18 protein-coding genes and 1 other annotated feature are annotated in these 18,108 nt (G+C 55.1%); all 18 genes read left to right on the top strand.

Annotation, left to right across the window (positions count from 1 at the left end):
* Positions 1 to 45 precede the first annotated feature (45 nt).
* The 18 genes from mraY to AV656_RS05000 all read left to right on the top strand — a co-directional run bounded on the left by mraY (position 46) and on the right by AV656_RS05000 (position 17,918).
* A complete protein-coding gene (mraY, locus tag AV656_RS05085) occupies positions 46 to 1,017 on the top strand; it encodes a phospho-N-acetylmuramoyl-pentapeptide-transferase (RefSeq protein ID WP_063181240.1) in 972 nt (323 codons plus the stop codon).
* A gap of 1 nt (position 1,018) precedes the next feature.
* A complete protein-coding gene (gene murD, locus AV656_RS05080) occupies positions 1,019 to 2,362 on the top strand; it encodes a UDP-N-acetylmuramoyl-L-alanine--D-glutamate ligase (RefSeq protein ID WP_063179517.1) in 1,344 nt (447 codons plus the stop codon).
* 34 nt (positions 2,363 to 2,396) lie between these two features.
* On the top strand, positions 2,397 to 3,488 hold the full coding sequence (locus AV656_RS05075; RefSeq protein WP_063179515.1) for an FtsW/RodA/SpoVE family cell cycle protein: 1,092 nt from the start codon (positions 2,397 to 2,399) through the stop codon (positions 3,486 to 3,488).
* Between the two features lie 24 nt (positions 3,489 to 3,512).
* Positions 3,513 to 4,313: a cell division protein FtsQ/DivIB gene (locus AV656_RS05070; protein WP_231877265.1), complete on the top strand. Its 801-nt coding sequence runs from the start codon at positions 3,513 to 3,515 to the stop codon at positions 4,311 to 4,313.
* A 192-nt stretch (positions 4,314 to 4,505) separates the two neighbouring features.
* Positions 4,506 to 5,780, top strand: coding sequence for a cell division protein FtsA (gene ftsA, locus AV656_RS05065; protein WP_063179511.1), 1,275 nt, complete (start codon positions 4,506 to 4,508; stop codon positions 5,778 to 5,780).
* Positions 5,781 to 5,816: 36 nt separating this feature from the next.
* Positions 5,817 to 7,001 carry a cell division protein FtsZ gene (gene ftsZ / locus AV656_RS05060; RefSeq protein WP_063179509.1) on the top strand — a complete coding sequence of 395 codons (1,185 nt, stop codon included), beginning with the start codon at positions 5,817 to 5,819 and terminating at the stop codon, positions 6,999 to 7,001.
* 203 nt (positions 7,002 to 7,204) lie between these two features.
* Positions 7,205 to 8,065 (top strand): sigma-E processing peptidase SpoIIGA, encoded by an 861-nt coding sequence (locus AV656_RS05055; protein ID WP_063179507.1) that lies wholly within the window; start codon positions 7,205 to 7,207, stop codon positions 8,063 to 8,065.
* The gene (gene sigE, locus AV656_RS05050) at positions 8,049 to 8,756 is read left to right on the top strand and encodes an RNA polymerase sporulation sigma factor SigE (RefSeq protein WP_063179505.1); all 708 of its coding nucleotides are present in this window, start codon (positions 8,049 to 8,051) and stop codon (positions 8,754 to 8,756) included. Before AV656_RS05055 ends, sigE begins: the two co-directional genes overlap by 17 nt.
* Before the next feature lie 96 nt (positions 8,757 to 8,852).
* On the top strand, positions 8,853 to 9,659 hold the full coding sequence (gene sigG / locus AV656_RS05045; protein ID WP_063179504.1) for an RNA polymerase sporulation sigma factor SigG: 807 nt from the start codon (positions 8,853 to 8,855) through the stop codon (positions 9,657 to 9,659).
* Between the two features lie 202 nt (positions 9,660 to 9,861).
* Entirely contained in the window at positions 9,862 to 10,101 is a 240-nt protein-coding gene (locus AV656_RS05040) for a PRC-barrel domain-containing protein (protein WP_063179503.1), read from the top strand.
* Between the two features lie 41 nt (positions 10,102 to 10,142).
* Positions 10,143 to 10,871, top strand: a complete 729-nt coding sequence (locus AV656_RS05035) for a YggS family pyridoxal phosphate-dependent enzyme (RefSeq protein WP_063181238.1) — start codon at positions 10,143 to 10,145, stop codon at positions 10,869 to 10,871.
* Positions 10,868 to 11,344 carry a cell division protein SepF gene (locus AV656_RS05030; RefSeq protein WP_063179502.1) on the top strand — a complete coding sequence of 159 codons (477 nt, stop codon included), beginning with the start codon at positions 10,868 to 10,870 and terminating at the stop codon, positions 11,342 to 11,344. The genes AV656_RS05035 and AV656_RS05030 overlap by 4 nt, the downstream gene beginning before the upstream one ends.
* A 19-nt stretch (positions 11,345 to 11,363) precedes the next feature.
* Positions 11,364 to 11,627 (top strand): YggT family protein, encoded by a 264-nt coding sequence (locus AV656_RS05025; protein WP_008297306.1) that lies wholly within the window; start codon positions 11,364 to 11,366, stop codon positions 11,625 to 11,627.
* Between the two features lie 183 nt (positions 11,628 to 11,810).
* Positions 11,811 to 12,587, top strand: a complete 777-nt coding sequence (locus tag AV656_RS05020) for an RNA-binding protein (protein WP_063179501.1) — start codon at positions 11,811 to 11,813, stop codon at positions 12,585 to 12,587.
* Positions 12,588 to 12,711: 124 nt separating this feature from the next.
* Entirely contained in the window at positions 12,712 to 13,221 is a 510-nt protein-coding gene (locus tag AV656_RS05015; protein ID WP_063179499.1) for a DivIVA domain-containing protein, read from the top strand.
* A 62-nt stretch (positions 13,222 to 13,283) separates the two neighbouring features.
* Positions 13,284 to 13,499: a binding site (T-box leader), on the top strand.
* A gap of 68 nt (positions 13,500 to 13,567) precedes the next feature.
* Complete coding sequence (gene ileS / locus AV656_RS05010) at positions 13,568 to 16,333, top strand: isoleucine--tRNA ligase (protein ID WP_063179497.1); 2,766 nt, start codon at positions 13,568 to 13,570, stop codon at positions 16,331 to 16,333.
* 188 nt (positions 16,334 to 16,521) lie between these two features.
* Positions 16,522 to 17,007: a signal peptidase II gene (gene lspA / locus AV656_RS05005; protein ID WP_063179495.1), complete on the top strand. Its 486-nt coding sequence runs from the start codon at positions 16,522 to 16,524 to the stop codon at positions 17,005 to 17,007.
* Complete coding sequence (locus AV656_RS05000; RefSeq protein ID WP_063179493.1) at positions 17,007 to 17,918, top strand: RluA family pseudouridine synthase; 912 nt, start codon at positions 17,007 to 17,009, stop codon at positions 17,916 to 17,918. Before lspA ends, AV656_RS05000 begins: the two co-directional genes overlap by 1 nt.
* Positions 17,919 to 18,108: the final 190 nt, after the last annotated feature.

The following is an 18,108-nucleotide window of genomic DNA, read 5'->3' as shown; positions in this document are numbered from 1 at the left end:
GGTGCCGGAACAGGCACCGCCGTTTTTAAAGGAGAACGAGAATACATGACACTCGCCACGACCATCACGATCATCGCGATCGCCTTTATCATATCTGCGCTTCTCGCGCTTCCGCTTATCCCGATGCTCAGGCGGCTCAAGTTCGGCCAGAGCATCCGCGAGGAAGGCCCGCAGGCACACCAGAAAAAAGCAGGAACACCGACGATGGGGGGCATTATCTTTATACTCTCCATCATCGTGACAGCACTTGCGCTCGGTTGGATGAACGGGCTGCTGACCACACAGACGGTTGTCCTGCTGCTCGTTCTTGCGGGGTTCGGGCTGATCGGATTCCTGGATGATTTCATCAAGGTCGTCCTGAAGCGCAATCTCGGGCTGACATCCCTGCAGAAGCTGATCGGCCAGATCGTCATCGCCGTCGTTTCTTACTTGCTGCTCCGATTGGGGCCGTTTGAGACGACAGTGGGACTGCCCTTCACTTCCCTGGAGATTGACCTTGGACCGTTTTATGTCCTGTTCCTCATATTCTGGCTGGTCGGGTTTTCGAATGCAGTCAACCTGACCGATGGGCTGGATGGACTTGTAGCAGGAACTTCTTCGATCGCTTTTGCGGCGTTTGGAGTCCTGGGGCTCGTTTACGGTCAGGAAGATCTGTCGCTTGTTGCATTCTCCGTGACTGGGGCACTTCTCGGGTTCCTGCTCTTTAATGCGAATCCGGCAAAAATTTTCATGGGGGATACCGGCTCACTGGCACTTGGCGGTATATTGGCGATGCTGTCTGTCCTGATGAAGCAGGAACTGCTTCTGCTTCTGGTGGGAATCGTCTTTGTCATCGAGACGTTATCCGTCATCCTGCAAGTGATTTCATTCAAGACGACGGGTAAACGAATTTTTAAGATGAGCCCGATCCATCACCATTTCGAACTGTCGGGATGGTCCGAATGGAAAGTCGTCATCGTTTTCTGGACGGCAGCGCTTGCCGCTGCACTAATCGCGGTTTTGCCGGAGGTGATCTGAAATGAAACCGATACACCAATTTGAGGGCAGCAGGGTGCTTGTACTTGGGCTTGCCAAAAGCGGTTCGGCTGCTGCACGGCTCATGAGCCGGCTCGGTGCGGACGTGACGGTAAATGATGCCCGTAAAGAGGACCCGGAAGCGGCATCCCTGCGTGAATTGGGCGTCGAGGTGATTCTAGGCGGCCATCCGGAGGATCTGCTGGACAGGGGATTCCACTATGTGGTCAAAAATCCGGGCATCCGATATGACCATCCGGTCGTCTCACGGGCAGTGGAGGCAGGTATTCCGGTCTGGACCGAAGTGGAGCTGGCGTATCTGATCAGCGAAGCCCCAATGCTCGGTGTCACGGGATCCAACGGAAAGACGACAACCACAACACTCCTTTACCACATGCTGAATATCGGCGGCAAGAATCCGCTCATCGCCGGAAATATCGGCACGCCTTCATGCCTGGTTGCGGCAGAAGCGAAGGCCGATCAGGCCGTTGTCATCGAGCTGTCTTCGTTTCAGCTGATGGGCACAGAGCAGTTTCGTCCGAAAATCGCAATCTGGACGAATCTCTATGAGGCGCACATCGACTACCATGGGACGTTCGGCGAATACGGCGAAGCGAAATTCAATATCACCCGCAACCAGCTTCCGGAAGATGTACTAATCTACAATGCCGACCAGAAAGTGGTGGCGGATTATGCCTCGAGATCATGTGCAAGGAAAATTCCGTTCACGCTGGCCGGCCGTTCGGATGACGGCATCAGTGCAGACGGGGAATCTGTGTACTGGTACGGCGAGAAATTGCTGGATCGTACCGCCATTCTGCTGCCGGGGCGCCACAATCTGGAAAACATCCTATCGGCGACCGCTGCAGCCCTTACATACGGCTGCCCGCTGGAAGCGGTAAAGGACGTCCTCTCCTCCTTCTCTGGGGTCCGGCACAGGACACAGTTTATCCGGGAATGGAAAAAACGGAGATTCTACAATGACTCGAAAGCCACCAATACCCTCGCCACAAAAAGTGCGCTAGAAGCATTTGCCGGCCCTGTAGTCCTTCTTGCAGGAGGATTGGACCGCGGGCATTCATTTGAGGAGCTGCGCCCCTTCATGGACCGTGTCCGGGAGATTGTCGTCTTCGGGGAAACGGCAAGCCGGTTCCGTGATTTTGCCGAATCTTGCGGGGTTGAAGGCATCCATGATGCGTCTGACATCGAACAGGCAACTGAAATCGCAGCCCGCGTCTCTGAGGAAGGGGATACCATCTTGCTGTCGCCCGCCTGCGCAAGCTGGGACCAGTACGAAAGCTTTGAGGTCCGGGGCGACCGCTTCATCGAGGCTGTCCGGAAGCTTTAAGCCGGGCAGGCCGGCCGATTCATAACAAGGAAGGATGCATGCACTGGAAAAGAAGCTCCTGATCCTGTTTTCCTCCGCTGCTGCAGCGCTCAGTCTTCTGGGAATCATGTTTGTCCATTCTGCGGGATCCTACTGGGGGGAGATTCATTATGGAGGTTCCCTCCCGTTTGCCCTGAAGCAGTCGGTCTATCTTGCCGTTGCACTGGCAGCGGCTGCATTTATCCTCCGTTTTAAAGAGGTAGGGAACAAAAGATTCTGGAGTGCCGTCTACATCTTGTCTATTATTCTCCTGGTAGGCGTGCTGATTCCGGGGATCGGAGCGGTGCGCAACGGTTCCCAGAGCTGGATTGCCCTGGGGCCGATCAGCCTACAGCCGGCAGAATTTACGAAAATCGCCGTAATCGGCAAGCTTGCTTCCATGCTGGGAGAACAGCGGGGCCGCAAGGTGTTCAGGCTTTCGCATCTGGCAGTGATCCTGCTGCCGGCAGGGCTGATCATGCTTCAGCCCGACTTCGGTTCGATGATGATCATGACCGTCTCGGCGTTCTGCGTCCTTCTTATCGCAGGATATCCGCTCAAGTTCTTTTTCGGGCTTGGAGCGGCAGGGGCGGCCGGCATTACGGCGCTGATTGCTGCAGCCCCTTACCGGCTGGACCGGATCAAAGCTTTCCTTGATCCTTGGAGCGATCCTCTGGGCAGCGGTTTCCAGGGGATTCAGTCCCTTCTTGCGGTGGGGCCCGCCGGTCTTCTCGGCTACGGTTATGGGCAAAGCAGACAAAAGTATCTCTATCTGCCTGAACCGCAGAATGATTTCATCTTTGCCATCATTGCCGAGGAAATCGGGTACATTGGTTCTGCTGCCGTGATCCTTCTCTTCTTTTTGCTGACTGCTTCGGCATTCGGACTGGCTGCACGCCAGCGGGATCCGTTCTCGCTTCAGATGGTGTCGGGGATGGCAGCCATGCTCGGTTTCCAGTCTTTCCTCAATATCGGGGTCGTGACGGGCCTCTTGCCTGTAACGGGCGTCACCCTGCCGTTCATCAGTTACGGCGGATCATCTTTGCTTGCCGCCTGGATTGCGGCAGCCCTCATCCTGAGATTCGGATCCGGTGGGGGAAAGGGCTGAAAGGAGGCCTTCCGTTTGGATAAAGTGATCGATATTGAAGACCGCATCCCATCTCTCAAGGAGAAGAGGAGGCGAAGGACAAACCGGAACTTCCTCTTCCTCCTCGTCCTTTTTCTCCTGCTGCTGGCAGTCCTGCTCTATTTCCAGTCGCCGCTCAGCAAAGTGAGGGAAATTCGTGTAGAAGGCGCAGCCCTTCAAAGCGAAGAGGAATATATACGGGCATCCGGCATCCAGACGGGCGACGCGCTTTGGGGATTTAATGCAGATAAAGCAGAGCAGTTGATAACAGGCCTGGGAGGAGTCGAAGGCGCAGAAGTGATCAGAACAGACTTCCGTGACGTCGTCATCCGGGTGGACGAGTTCGAAACCGCAGCACTTATCCAGGGGAAATCGGGTTTTCATCCCGTACTGGCTGACGGATCTGTTTTCGGCGAAGTATCCGATATGCCTCCGCCCGCCCCGATTCTTGCGGGTTTCGATGAAGATGAACAGATGAAGAAGATGGTCGCAGAACTCGGGAAGCTCCCGTCTTCCATCACTTCTCTTATCTCTGAACTGAAGCATACCGGTGATGGTTCCATTACGGCGTTCATGACAGATGGGTACGAAGTCCGAGGGATCATTTCCGGATTTGCCGAAAAGATGGAGTATTATCCGTCTATCGTCGCGCAACTGAGGGAAGAGGGGAAAGGCGTCATCGATCTGGAAGCAGGGGTGTACTTCACCAGCTACGAAAAAATATACGGTAACGGGGAAAGCAGTCATGCAGGCGAAGAAGAAGAGGCGGAAGGGGAGCCGGAAGAACAGGAAATCGTGATTCCATAAACTGCCGGAATCCGCTAAGGCGGACAGGCCCCCCTCACCGCTGCCAATAAGTTGCTTGAACCTATCATTTGCGTTTAAAGTATAGTAGTAGCGGGAATTAAAGGATTTTCAACATAATTCACGAATATACTTAACATTGTCTTGAGAATGAAATAGAATGATTGTTAAGAGGATCAGAAGGAGGTGCCATCCGTGAGTCAGGCCGATATGTATGTTTCACTCGACATCGGTTCCTCCTCCGTTAAAGTGCTGATCGGGGAAATGACGGATCGTTCGCTGCACGTAATCGGAGTCGGAAATGTAAAATCGGAAGGCATCCGGAAGGGTGCCATTGTAGATATAGATGCGACTGTCCAGTCCATCCGGAAGGCAGTTGAACAGGCCGAACGGATGATCGGAATGTCGATTCGGGAGGTTGTGCTGGGAATCCCCGCCAATCAGGTCATGCTTCAGCAGGTGAAGGGCGTCGTGGCGGTGAACAGCGAAAACCGCGAAATTACGGACGATGACCTTGACCGGGTCATGAGATCCGCGGAAGTGATGATTCCGGCGGAGCGGGAGCTCATCAACATCATCCCGCAGCAGTTCATCGTCGATGACCTCGATGAAATCAAGGACCCGCGCGGAATGATCGGCGTGCGACTGGAGATGGACGCGACGCTCGTGACAACGTCGCGCACACTTCTGCACAACATCCTACGCTGTGTCGAGCGGGCCGGCCTCCAGATCCGGGAGATCTATCTGCAGCCGCTGGCTGCCGGGTACTTCGCCCTGTCTGAGGACGAGAAAAACCACGGGACCGCCTACATCGATATTGGCGGCGGTTCAACGACGGTTGCCGTATTCGGTGACGGCCGCCTCATTTCGGCGGGCGTCATTCCTGTGGGCGGCGACCACGTGACAAAAGACCTGTCAATCGTCCTGAAAACGACGACCGAACAGGCGGAGCAGATCAAGCACCAGTACGGGCACGCCTACTACGATGATGCTTCCGAGGATGAACTGTTCGAAGTGCCGGTTGCAGGCATGGAAACAAAAGACCAATACAGCCAGAAATATATTTCCGAAATCATCGGCGTCCGTCTCGAGGAATTGTTCGAGATGGTCCTGGACGAGCTGTACCGGATGGATGTCCGGGACCTGCCGGGCGGGATCGTCCTGACCGGCGGCACGGCCAAGCTAGAGGGACTTCCTCAGCTTGCAAGGGAAGTTCTCCAGACCCGTGTCCGGACCTATGTGCCGGAGTTTATCGGTGTCCGTGAACCGAAGTACTCATCAGCGGTCGGCCTCATCCGTTATGCCCGCATGGAAGACGAATTCTTCGGCCAGCGCGGGGAGTCCCCGTTTGGCGAAGCGATGGAGGCGGCAGCACCGGCTCCGGCGAAGAAGAAAGAAGCGCGCGGCAAGGACGGCCAGGAGAAAGTCGTCAACCGGATGAAAAAAATATTTGATAAATTCTTTGATTGACCGGAAGTCACCCGTACATCCATAGGAGGAGAAACCATGCTGGAATTTGATACTAATATTGATGCGCTTGCCGTCATCAAAGTCATCGGCGTAGGCGGCGGCGGCAATAATGCAGTAAACCGGATGATTGAACACGGCGTACAGGGCGTAGAATTCATCGCTGTCAACACGGATGCCCAGGCACTTAAGCTTTCACAGGCCGAAGTGACGCTCCAGATCGGCGAAAAGCTGACACGGGGACTTGGCGCAGGTGCAAACCCTGAAGTCGGGAAAAAAGCTGCAGAAGAAAGCAAGGAACAGATCGAGGAAGCGCTCCGCGGCGCAGACATGGTGTTTGTCACAGCAGGGATGGGGGGCGGCACCGGTACGGGTGCGGCGCCTGTCATCGCTCAGATCGCCAAAGACCTCGGCGCCCTGACGGTCGGTGTCGTGACTCGCCCGTTCACTTTCGAGGGCCGCAAACGTGCGACCCAGGCGATTGGCGGCATTGCGGCCATGAAGGAATCGGTCGATACCCTGATCGTCATTCCGAACGACCGCCTTCTCGAAATCGTTGATAAAAACACGCCGATGCTTGAAGCATTCCGCGAGGCGGACAATGTTCTCCGCCAAGGTGTCTCGGGCATTTCTGACCTGATTGCGGTTCCGGGACTCATCAACCTCGACTTCGCGGACGTGAAGACGATCATGCAGAACAAAGGTTCCGCACTGATGGGTATCGGTGTATCTTCAGGCGAGAACCGGGCATCGGAGGCTGCCAAAAAGGCAATCTCCAGTCCGCTTCTCGAAACGTCGATCGACGGTGCCAAGGGCGTCCTGATGAATATCACAGGCGGATCGAATCTCAGCCTGTTTGAAGTCCAGGAAGCGGCCGACATCGTGGCCAGTGCTTCCGACGAAGAAGTCAATATGATCTTTGGTTCCGTCATCAATGATAACCTGAAAGACGAAATCGTCGTGACGGTCATCGCTACCGGCTTTACGGAGGAGCAGCTGAATCAGCGCAACACACGTCCAGGCGGCTTCAGTGCCGGACGCGTCCAGCAGCAGGCACGGCCTGAACGTCCTCAGCAGCCGGCTCCGTCCCGTAATGACTATCGTGATCGTGACCGTGACGACCAGGGCGGTCACTTCCAGCAGGAAGCGCCGCAGCGCCAGAACCAGCATCAGGATGATGCACTGGATGTTCCGACATTCCTGCGCAACCGCAGGAGAAGATAATACGGAATCCGACAGATTTCAAAAGCCCTTTCCGCAGAAATGCGGAAAGGGCTTTTTCATGATTCCCGGACCCTTGCACTCCGCCGCTGAGGCCGCCCCCTTATTCTGTCGGGTCCTGTCCAAATTTTCAGGGCTTCCGGCACCGAATTCCGACAGAGCCTGCAGACAGGCCGTGATACGGTATGGACAAGGGAGGGGGAGCCATGTACGGAGAAGTGGCGATTGCGGTGAATTCGGCATTCAATTATCTCATTCTTTCTTTCGCGGACAAGGTTTGCCGGCGGCCAGCCGGCAAGTGGAGGCTTATGGCTGCCGCAGTTGCGGGGGCGCTTCCGGTGGTGTTGTTCGGAGGTGCTGCCGTCCCGTCGGCTGCAGCTTTTCTGGCCATGATCGTGATTGCCTTCGGACTGCACCGAAATGCGGCTCTGAAAGGAGCAGGTGCGACGCTGACGGCAGCCCTGTTCGCCGGGGGCCTTCTGACTGTAGTGAATCCGTCGGAGTTCGGCATGGGCGGCACTGCGGCCATCTTCACATCCTGTCTGTTTGCCTCCGGCGGTCTCCATATGCTTGCCGTCAGATGGCGGGGAGCGGAAGAAGATTCGGCAGCGGCAGACTACCGGGTGGAAACCGAACTTGAATGGTTCGGCAGCAGAATTCCGATTTCGGCATTCGCGGATTCCGGCAATGCCTGCTCGGAACCCCTGTCCGGTGCTCCGGTTCATTTTATTGCCTACAGGTCAGTAAAAGAACAGCTGCCAAAAGAAATCCGCAACGCCCTTGAAAACCTGCCGAAGGATGGCATACCGGATCTGACCGCTTTTCCGGCGGAGGTCAGGGGCCAGATCCGACCGATCCGGCTCAGGACGGTCGGCGGGAGCGCCTGGGCTGTCGGGTTCAGGGCCGGCAACTGGACCGTAGATGGCAAGGAAGATGCACGGATCGGCGGATACGTTGTCCTTACCGAGAACGATGCTGAATATCCGCTCGGCGCAGACGCCATCCTCCACCGCTCCTCCCTCATTCATCTCAAGGAAAGGGGATCGACAGATGCTGACAGGTCTTAAAAAATGGATTGCGGTGCTTCTTCAGACCATCAAGAAAGACGGGACATACTATATCGGGGGCCACGAATCACTTCCGGTCCCGCTCACTAAAGAAGAGGAAGAAGAGACACTCCGGAGATTCATGGAAGGCGATCGGGAGGCACGGGACCGGCTGATTGAAAAGAACCTGAGGCTCGTCGTATACATTGCCCGCCGTTTTGAGAATACGAACACACATATCGAGGACCTGATCAGCATTGGCGCCATCGGTCTGATCAAGGCGATCGAAACCTTCGACACGGAGAAAAAGATCAAGCTCGCAACTTATGCATCCCGCTGCATCGAGAATGAAATCCTCATGCATCTCAGGAAAACGAGCCGCATGAAGTCGGAAGTATCGTTTGACGAGCCGCTGAATTCTGATGCGGACGGCAATGAGCTGCTCCTGTCCGATATTCTAGGTACTGATGAGGACATCATCACAGATGACGTCGAGCGGAAAATCGAGCGGCAGCATGTCGTTGACGCGATTTCCCGGCTAAACGACCGGGAGCGCTATATCATGGAATGCCGATTCGCGCTTGGGGGCAAAGAAGAGATGACCCAGAAGGAAGTGGCGGACCACCTGGGGATTTCCCAATCCTATATTTCAAGGCTTGAAAAGAAAATCATCAGCGATTTGAGGGGGCTGCTGAACCATCCGGTAAGCTGATGGATGAAATTGGCGCGGGTTCTGCGGGAATAGGACACCGGCCTCCGGACAGACTGTAGGAAACAGAGAAAAGTCAAATGTCCGGAGGATGATGAGATGTCCAACATGAAAGTGGAGATTTGCGGAATCGACACATCGAAGCTCCCTCTCCTGTCCCATGAAGACATGCGTGAAACATTCAAACGGATGCAGGCGGGTGACGAGTCAGCAAAAGATGAACTGGTCATCTGTAATCTCCGGCTCGTTCTGAGCATCGTTCAGCGGTTCGCCTACAGGGGGGAGCAGGCAGATGATCTGTTCCAGGTAGGCTGCATCGGCCTGCTGAAATCCATTGATAACTTTGACCTTAAGCATAATGTCCGTTTTTCCACTTATGCGGTGCCGATGATCATCGGGGAGATCCGAAGACATCTCCGGGACCATCATCCGGTACGGGTGTCGCGTTCCCTCCGAGACATCGCCTACAAAGCGATGAAGGCGAAGGAGCAATTTGTACACGAACAGCTGAGGGAGCCGACTCTTGATGACCTCGCGAAGATGACAGACATTCCGTCTGAGGATATACTTTTCGCGCTGGATGCCATTCAGGATCCGCTGTCTCTACATGAGCCGATCCACCACGACGGCGGGGATCCGGTGACGATGATGGACCAGCTGCAGGATACACTTGTAAATGAAGAGCGCTGGCTGACCTATGTCTCGGTCAAGGAGACGGTCCAGAAGATGGACGCCCGCCAGCAGAAAATATTGTCCAAGCGCTTCTACTATGGCGAGACTCAGACAGAGATCGCACGGGAACTCGGTATCTCCCAGGCGCAGATTTCACGGCTTGAGAAGCATGCCATCGGGATCATTCGGGAAACACTCGACCAGGAAAAGGACAAGGAGAAGAAAAAACGGTAGTTAAAAAAATCCCGGTTTTGTTCAGTATGGACGGAACCGGGTCTTTTTTTCGTTTTTACTTATCATTTAATTTGAATTGACGATTTTTTTGGACCTGCGGGACGCACCTTTTCCCGGGAAATGGGCAGCGGACCCCGGAGAGGAGCGAAAGAGGGCTCTTTTCCCGGGGCGATGCGCATAAGATGTACGGGAGGGGTCCGTCTTGAAATTTTCAGATCTGCAGAAAAAAGAGTTCATTGAGGCCGGAAGAGGCCGTCAGCTCGGCTATGCCGTCGATGCGACCGTCGCCACGGAAGATGGGACAATCGAGTATTTTCATGTGGGCGGAATGGAGAAGATGCGCTTTTTCGGGAACGCGGAAGCACCTGTGAAAATTCCGCTCCGTCGGGTGATGGTCATCGGCAAGGACGTTGTCCTGGTCGATGATGCGGCCAAAGAATAGGAATTGGGAAGTCATTGAAAAAGCACCCCCGCCTTGTTACAATGAATAAAGCAACGTATAGAAAAGTGGGAATTGAATTGTCGACTGTAGCAGAACGTTTGAACAATATACAACAACAAATCAGGGATGCGTGCAGGCGTTCAGCGAGAAACCCGGAAGAAGTCACCATTGTTGCTGTGACGAAGTCGGTCGGGCCGGATCGTGCCCGGGAAGTGATCGATTCGGGAATCCGTCATTTGGGCGAGAACCGGAATGAGGGACTCGATTTGAAGCAGTCCGCTATCGGTGACGACGCCAACTGGCATTTCATCGGTTCACTTCAGAGCCGGAAGGTCAGGGACGTCATCGGCCGGATCGACTTTCTCCATTCGCTGGACCGCAAAAGCCTGGCAAAGGAAATTCAGAAACGGGCAGAGCGCCCGGTTGACTGCTTTGTCCAGGTGAATGTGTCGGGTGAAGTTTCCAAATCCGGAATCAGCCCGGGTGAAGTGGAGGAATTCATCCGTATGCTTGGTGCCTATGATAAAATCCGGGTAGTCGGACTGATGACGATGGCACCGAATACGGAAGACGATGAAATCATCCGCAGCACGTTCCGCGGACTCCGGAAAGTGCGCGATGAAATCTCATCGCTCGGCCTTCCGCATGCACCCTGCACCGAACTGTCGATGGGTATGTCAAACGATTTCGGCATAGCGGTCGAGGAAGGGGCGACATTCGTCCGGATCGGCACCGCAATTGTCGGCTATGAAAGCGGGGAACGCTCATGAGCTTCAAGGACAAGTTCAAGAACTTCTTCTATCTTGAGGAGGAAGAGGAAATGCAGGAAAAAAGACAACCGGCTCCCGCACAGCCGCCGCGACCGGAACAGCCTGGCCAGGCAGATCAGGATTGGCGGCAGAAAGAGCGCCGCAAGCCGGCACCGGCACGCCCGCAGGAAGGCCCGAATGTGGTGAGCCTGCAGAGCATCAAGAAATCTTCGAAAATGATTCTTTCAGAGCCCCGTGTATATGCGGAGGCACAGGACATCGCAGAGCACCTGAAAAACAAGCGTACAGTTGTCGTCAATCTGCAGCGCATTGATCATGGCTCGGGCACAAGGATCATTGATTTCCTGAGCGGAACCGTCTATGCGCTCGGAGGAGACATCACCCGCATCGGACATGACATTTTCCTGTGCATTCCGGAAAATGTGGAGCTGTCCGGAGAAATTTCCGATTATCTGTACGACGAATTTGAATGATGGGATGAGATAAAGTCTTATGTGGGCACTGTTTAATTTACTGGCCAACGCAGCGCAGATCTATTCAATCCTGCTGGTCATTTACGTACTCATGTCATGGGTGCCGAGCACGAGGGAAACATCCATCGGCCGGCTCCTCGCCAAAATCTGCGAACCTTATCTGGATATTTTCCGGAAGATCATTCCGCCGATCGGCATGATCGACATTTCGCCGATTGTTGCTCTGATTGCATTAAACCTGATTGTTCGGGGGCTATTCACTGTTTTCCAGTGGATTGCGTGACCGGCTTCCCGGTTTCTGTCCCGTTCCTCAGATACAGTGATACCCGGGAGCCTCCCCGGATCCCCGCCCGCCATGCGGAGGGATTCAAGGAGGCTTTTTTAAATGGCTGACGGCAGGGAATCATTGGGCATGCTGACCATGTGGCCGGGACATGGCTATTTATAGGAAAGTTGGTGCAGGACAGTGAATGAGATCTTTCAGCACTTCAGGAAGGATGAACAGCCGTTTATCGAGCAGGCAAGCGGCTGGGGGACAGAGGTTGAAGACCGGTATGCGCCGAAGCTGACCGGTTTTCTCGATCCGAGGCAGAGGCATATTGTCCGGGCTGTGGCCGGGTCGGATGACCTGGTGATCACGGAATCCGGCGGGCTTCCGGAGGCGGAGAGGCAGCGGATGATGATTGCCCCATCCTATTTTGAGGCACATCCGGAGGATTATGAGGTATCAGTGATGGAGATCCGCTATCCGTCCAAGTTCATTGAAATCGGTCACCGGGATGTACTTGGCTCCCTCACCGGGCTCGGCATCGACCGGGCACGGTTCGGAGATATCCGGACCGGTGACGGTGTCATACAGTTTGCGGCAGACAGCTCTCTCGCAGATTACCTCTCCGCCAATCTCCAGGCGGTCGGCAAGGCGAAGGTGCGCGTATCGGAAGTGGACACGGCAGAATCATTTCTGCCGCTGACCGAGCGATATGAGGAAGAGTCGATCACCGTCTCTTCTTTGAGGCTGGACACCGTCATTGCAGGGACGCTGAATCTGTCCAGGCAGAAAGCGGCTTCACTTATCCAATCCGGCCGGGTGAAAGTCAACCATGCCGTCCGCGAGTCAGTTTCATTTGAACTGTCCGACTCGGATCTTCTTTCAGTCCGAGGCCACGGCCGTATCCGGATTGAAGAGATCGGAGGCCGGACAAAAAAAGAACGGATCCGCCTGATTATCGGCATCCTGAAATAATCCTTCGCAGATATCGGCAGAACGCCCGAATTCCCGCCGGAAATTTCGGATTTGCCGTGCCACGGATGCCGGGTCCATGTATAATAGGTCACAACGGAGTTTGAAAAAGGGGAGATGCAACACGATGGCATTGACACCGCTTGATATACATAACAAGGAATTCGGACGCTCATTCAGGGGCTACGATGAAGACGAGGTCAACGAATTCCTCGAACAGATCATGAAAGACTACGAAGCCGTTCTCCAGAAAAACAAACAGCTGGAAGAACAGCTGGAAATGACGAACGAACGGGTCACGCACTTCACGACGATTGAAAACACGCTGCAGTCCTCGATCCTGATCGCCCAGGAGGCGGCAGAAGAAGTGCGCCGGAATTCCCAGAAGGAAGCCAAGCTCATCGTCAAAGAAGCCGAAAAGAACGCCGACCGGATTGTCAACGATGCCCTGACCAAGGCACGCAGGATCGCAGGAGAGATCGAAGAGCTGAAAAAGCAGTCCAAGGTATTCCGGAACCGGTTCCGGATGCTTGCGGAGGCACAGCTGGAGATGATCAACACCGATGACTGGGACCTGCTGATGGACTACGAAGTCGACACGGCCGGGCTTGAAAAGATCGAGGCCGAGGAAGAGTAAGCTGCCTTGACCGCAGCGGTCTGATTCATTATAATGACGACAAGTAAAAAGAACGATCCAAAAAAATGGCGAAGACGGAGACAGTAGGGGCAGCGGATGCCAAAGCGAGCCGGGGATGGTGGGAGCCCGGTGCGGAAGCCGCCAGCGAACATCACTCCGGAGCCGGACCGCGGAAATGCAGTACGCGGTCCCGTCACACCCCGTTACGGTGTCCGAGAGGCGGTGCACTTGCGTGCCGCAATTAGGGTGGTATCGCGGGCAGAAGCTCCGTCCCTTTTGGGGGACGGGGCTTTTTTATTTGGATGGATGCCTGCTTGCGCAGGTTTTAATACGAGGAGGAATCAGGATGGATTACAAGAGCACGCTGCTCATGCCGAAAACAGATTTCCCGATGCGCGGGAACCTGCCGAAAAACGAACCGAAGATGCAGGAACGATGGGAAGAAATGGACATCTATGAAAAAGTTCAGGAACGGACAGAGGGCCGTCCGTTTTTCGTCCTTCATGACGGACCGCCGTACGCAAACGGAGACCTTCATATGGGCCACGCACTCAATAAGGTGCTGAAAGACATCATCGTCCGACACCGTTCGATGACCGGCTATCACGCGCCATACGTGCCGGGCTGGGATACCCACGGCCTGCCAATCGAGCAGGCACTCGTCAACAAGGGCGTCAACCGCAAAGAAATGACGGTGGCCGAGTTCCGTGAGCTCTGCAAGGAATACGCGCTTGAGCAGATCGACCGCCAGCGCACACAGTTCAAGCGGATCGGTGTCCGCGGGAATTGGAATAATCCGTATATCACCCTGAAGCCTGAGTTCGAGGCGCGCCAGATCGGTGTGTTCGGAGACATGGCGAAGAAGGGCTATATCTATAAGGGCAAGAAACCGGTTTACTGGTCGCCATCAAGCGAGTCCGCACTTGCCGAAGCAGAGATCGAGTACAAGGACAAAAAGTCCCCATCAATCTATGTGGCATTCCCGGTCAAGGACGGCAAGGGAGTTCTTGATACAGATGTGAATTTCCTGATCTGGACAACAACTCCTTGGACGATCCCTGCCAACCTTGGAATCTCCGTCCATCCTGACTTCGACTATGCCGTCGTCGAAGCGGACGGCAAAAAGTATATCCTGGCAAAAGATCTCCTGGAGGACGTCTCCTCCAAGGTCGGCTGGGAACAGGTCGAGACACTGCGCGAACTGAAGGGCCGCGAACTTGAGCATCTCACTGCCGGACATCCGCTATACGGAAGGGATTCCCTGATCCTTCTCGGAGACCACGTCACGATCGACGCCGGTACCGGGTGTGTCCACACTGCACCGGGCCACGGGGAAGACGACTTCCGCGTCGGAAAGGCGAACGGCCTTGACGTATTGTGCCCGGTGGATGACCGCGGCTACATGACCGACGAAGCACCGGGCTTTGAAGGCCTCTTCTATGACCAGGCCAACAAACCAATCACGGAAGCACTGAATGAAAAGGGCGCTCTCGTGCACCTTGAATTCATCACGCACTCCTACCCGCACGACTGGCGTTCGAAAAAGCCGGTCATCTTCCGTGCCACTTCCCAGTGGTTCGCATCGATCGATAAATTCAGGGATGAACTGCTGCAGGCAATCCGTGACACATCGTTCACGCCGGCATGGGGGGAAACCCGCCTTTATAACATGGTCCGTGACCGCGGCGACTGGTGCATCTCCCGCCAGCGTGCATGGGGCGTGCCGATTCCTGTCTTCTATGCGGAAAACGGGGAACCCGTCATCACCGACGAGACGATTGAACACGTACAAAAACTGTTCAGGGAGCACGGCTCGAATGTCTGGTTCGAACGCGAAGCAGAAGATCTGCTGCCTGAAGGCTTCACACATCCGGGCAGCCCGAATGGCAAGTTTACGAAAGAGACGGACATCATGGATGTCTGGTTCGACTCGGGCTCGACTCACCAGGGTGTTCTCGTTGAACGCGACGACCTCGTCTATCCGGCCGACCTGTACCTTGAAGGGTCGGACCAATACCGCGGCTGGTTCAACTCGTCGCTGACGACATCCGTAGCAATCAACGGCCACGCGCCATATAAGGGTATCCTCAGCCATGGCTTCACGCTTGACGGCGAGGGACGCAAGATGAGCAAGTCACTCGGCAACGTCATTGTCCCGGCGAAAGTCATGGACCAGATGGGCGCTGACATTCTCCGGCTTTGGGTATCGTCCGCAGACTATACGGCGGATGTCCACGTGTCCGATGCCATCTTCAAGCAGGTGTCCGAAGTGTACCGGAAGATCCGGAATACACTCCGCTTCCTACACGGTAACCTGTCGGACTTTGATCCGGCAAAAGACCGTGTTGCTCCGGAAAACCTGCGTCCGGTCGACAAGTACATGGACCTCAAGCTCCAGCGCCTGATCCGTACGGTACGCGAAGCGTACGACCGATACGATTTCATGACGGTCTACACGTCCGTCAACAACTTTGTCACCATTGACCTCAGCTCGTTCTATCTGGATATTGCGAAAGATGTGGTCTACATCGAGGCCGCCGATCATCCGCACCGCTGTGCGATGCAGACGGTCATGTATGACACGCTCACTGCACTCCTCAAGCTCATGTCGCCGATCATCCCGCATACGGCTGACGAAATGTGGGGTTATCTCGTACATGAGGAAGCGGAAAGCGTCCAGCTCACCGATATGCCGGAAGCCCGTGAAGAAACAGATGAAGACTTCGCACTCATGGCCCGCTTCTCCGAGCTGATGGAAGTCCGTGACGACGTTCTGAAGGCACTGGAAGAAGCCCGCAACGGGAAAGTCATCGGCAAATCGCTCGAAGCTGCAGTGACTGTCTATGTACCGGAGGATCTGAAAGTACTTCTGTCTTCGGAAGACATCGACTTCGCTCAGTTCTTCATCGTTTCCGGCTTCCGCATCGGCGGCAATCTGGAACATTCCCCTGCTGACGCAACGGGCTCCCGTGTCCGTGTCGTTGTGGAGAAGGCAGAAGGTGAGAAATGTGCACGCTGCTGGTCGGTTCCGGGCACCGTCGGAGAAAATCCGGAACATCCGGAACTCTGCGCACGCTGCGCCGATGTCGTTACCAACCATTACGAAGCATAAGCAAGCCCTGCTGATCATAGAGAATAAGACTGCAGACAAGACAGATCCGTCTTTCTTGTCTGCAGTTTTTTATTCATGCTTCGCAATTCCGCCGGGTCGGAGATTTTTGCGGTACCCCGCATCCCGGGCGCACGGTTCCGGCAACGTATGGTAAAATAAACAGGATTTAATCGGATGGAGGAAAAGACGTGTTATTTTACTACGCCATCGCGGCGGCCCTTGTCGTCATCGACCAGTGGACCAAGTGGCTCGTCGTGAAACATATGGAAGTCGGGGAGCGCATCTCAGTCCTGGATCCATATCTTGCCATTTTGTCGCACCGCAACCGGGGCGCGGCATGGGGCATGCTGCAGGGCCAGATGTGGCTGTTCTACATCGTGACCGTGGTGGTCGTCGCGGGAATCCTGTATTATTTCCACAAGCACGGAAAAGAAGGCGGAGCAGGATTCCGGGTGAGCCTCATGATGCTTCTCGGCGGCGCGCTCGGGAACTTCATCGACCGATTGCGGATGGGCGAAGTCGTCGACTTTGTCGATATCCTGATTCCCGTCATCGACTACGACTTCCCGATCTTCAACGTGGCCGATGCCGCACTGACCATCGGGGTCATCCTGCTCATTGTGCACATGTTTCTTGAGGAACTGAGAGAAAAGCGAAAGAAAAAGGAGTCCTAATGGAAAAGCAGATTCTAGAAATTACATCGGAACACAGCGGCAGCCGGATCGATAAGGCTCTGTCCGCATTCGACCCCGAATGGACGCGCTCCAAAGTCCAATCGTGGGTCAAAGACGGCCTCATCCTTGTGAACGGCAAAACCGTGAAGCCGAACTATCAGCTGAAGGAGGGCGACCGGGTCGAGGTGTCAGAGCCGGAACCGGAGCCGCTTGAAATCGTTCCTGAGGATCTCGGACTTGATATCGTTTATGAAGATGCCGATGTGCTCGTCGTCAACAAACCGCGCGGAATGGTCGTCCATCCTGCGGCCGGACACGCGACCGGAACGCTCGTAAACGGGCTGATGCACCACTGCACTGACCTGTCGGGCATCAATGGCGTCATGCGGCCGGGAATCGTGCACCGGATCGATAAAGACACAACCGGCCTGCTCGCAGTCGCCAAAAACGACCTGGCCCATGCTTCGCTTGCCGAACAGCTTTCCAAAAAAACCGTCACGCGGAAATATACCGCACTCGTGCACGGCAACATCGAGCATGACGAAGGCACCGTTGATGCACCGATCGGGCGGGATCCGAAAGACCGCCAGCGGATGACCGTCATCGACGGCGGACGGGATGCGGTGACCCATTTCACTGTCACGGATCGATTTGGGGACTTTACGCTTGTGGAGTGCCGGCTCGAAACCGGACGGACCCACCAGATCCGGGTCCATATGCGCTACATCGGCCATCCGCTCGCCGGCGATCCGAAATATGGTCCAAAAAAAACGCTGCCCTTCGGCGGACAGGTCCTGCATGCCGGCGTACTTGGGTTCACCCATCCGTCGACGGGGGAGTATATGGAATTCGAGGCACCGCTTCCGGCTGACTTCAGCGAACTTCTCGGAAAATTGCGCGGACGGGATTGACACCCTCCAATCGCAGGTGTATAGTGAGTCAGACGAATCAAATAGCGAACCTTTAAGTCGGTCCAGAGAGGCCGGGAAGGTTGTACGGGAATCCGTGGACCCATGCCGAGTGCATGGCTCCACGGGTAAATTCTGCACATCTGCCCTCCTGCCTGCCGGCTGGAGGGTATTTAATTTGGAGAAAAAAAGG

It is taken from the genome of Bhargavaea cecembensis, assembly GCF_001619585.1.
Taxonomy (GTDB): Bacteria; Bacillota; Bacilli; order Bacillales_A; family Planococcaceae; genus Bhargavaea; species Bhargavaea cecembensis_A.
This window is presented reverse-complemented; position numbering and strand designations above follow the sequence as displayed.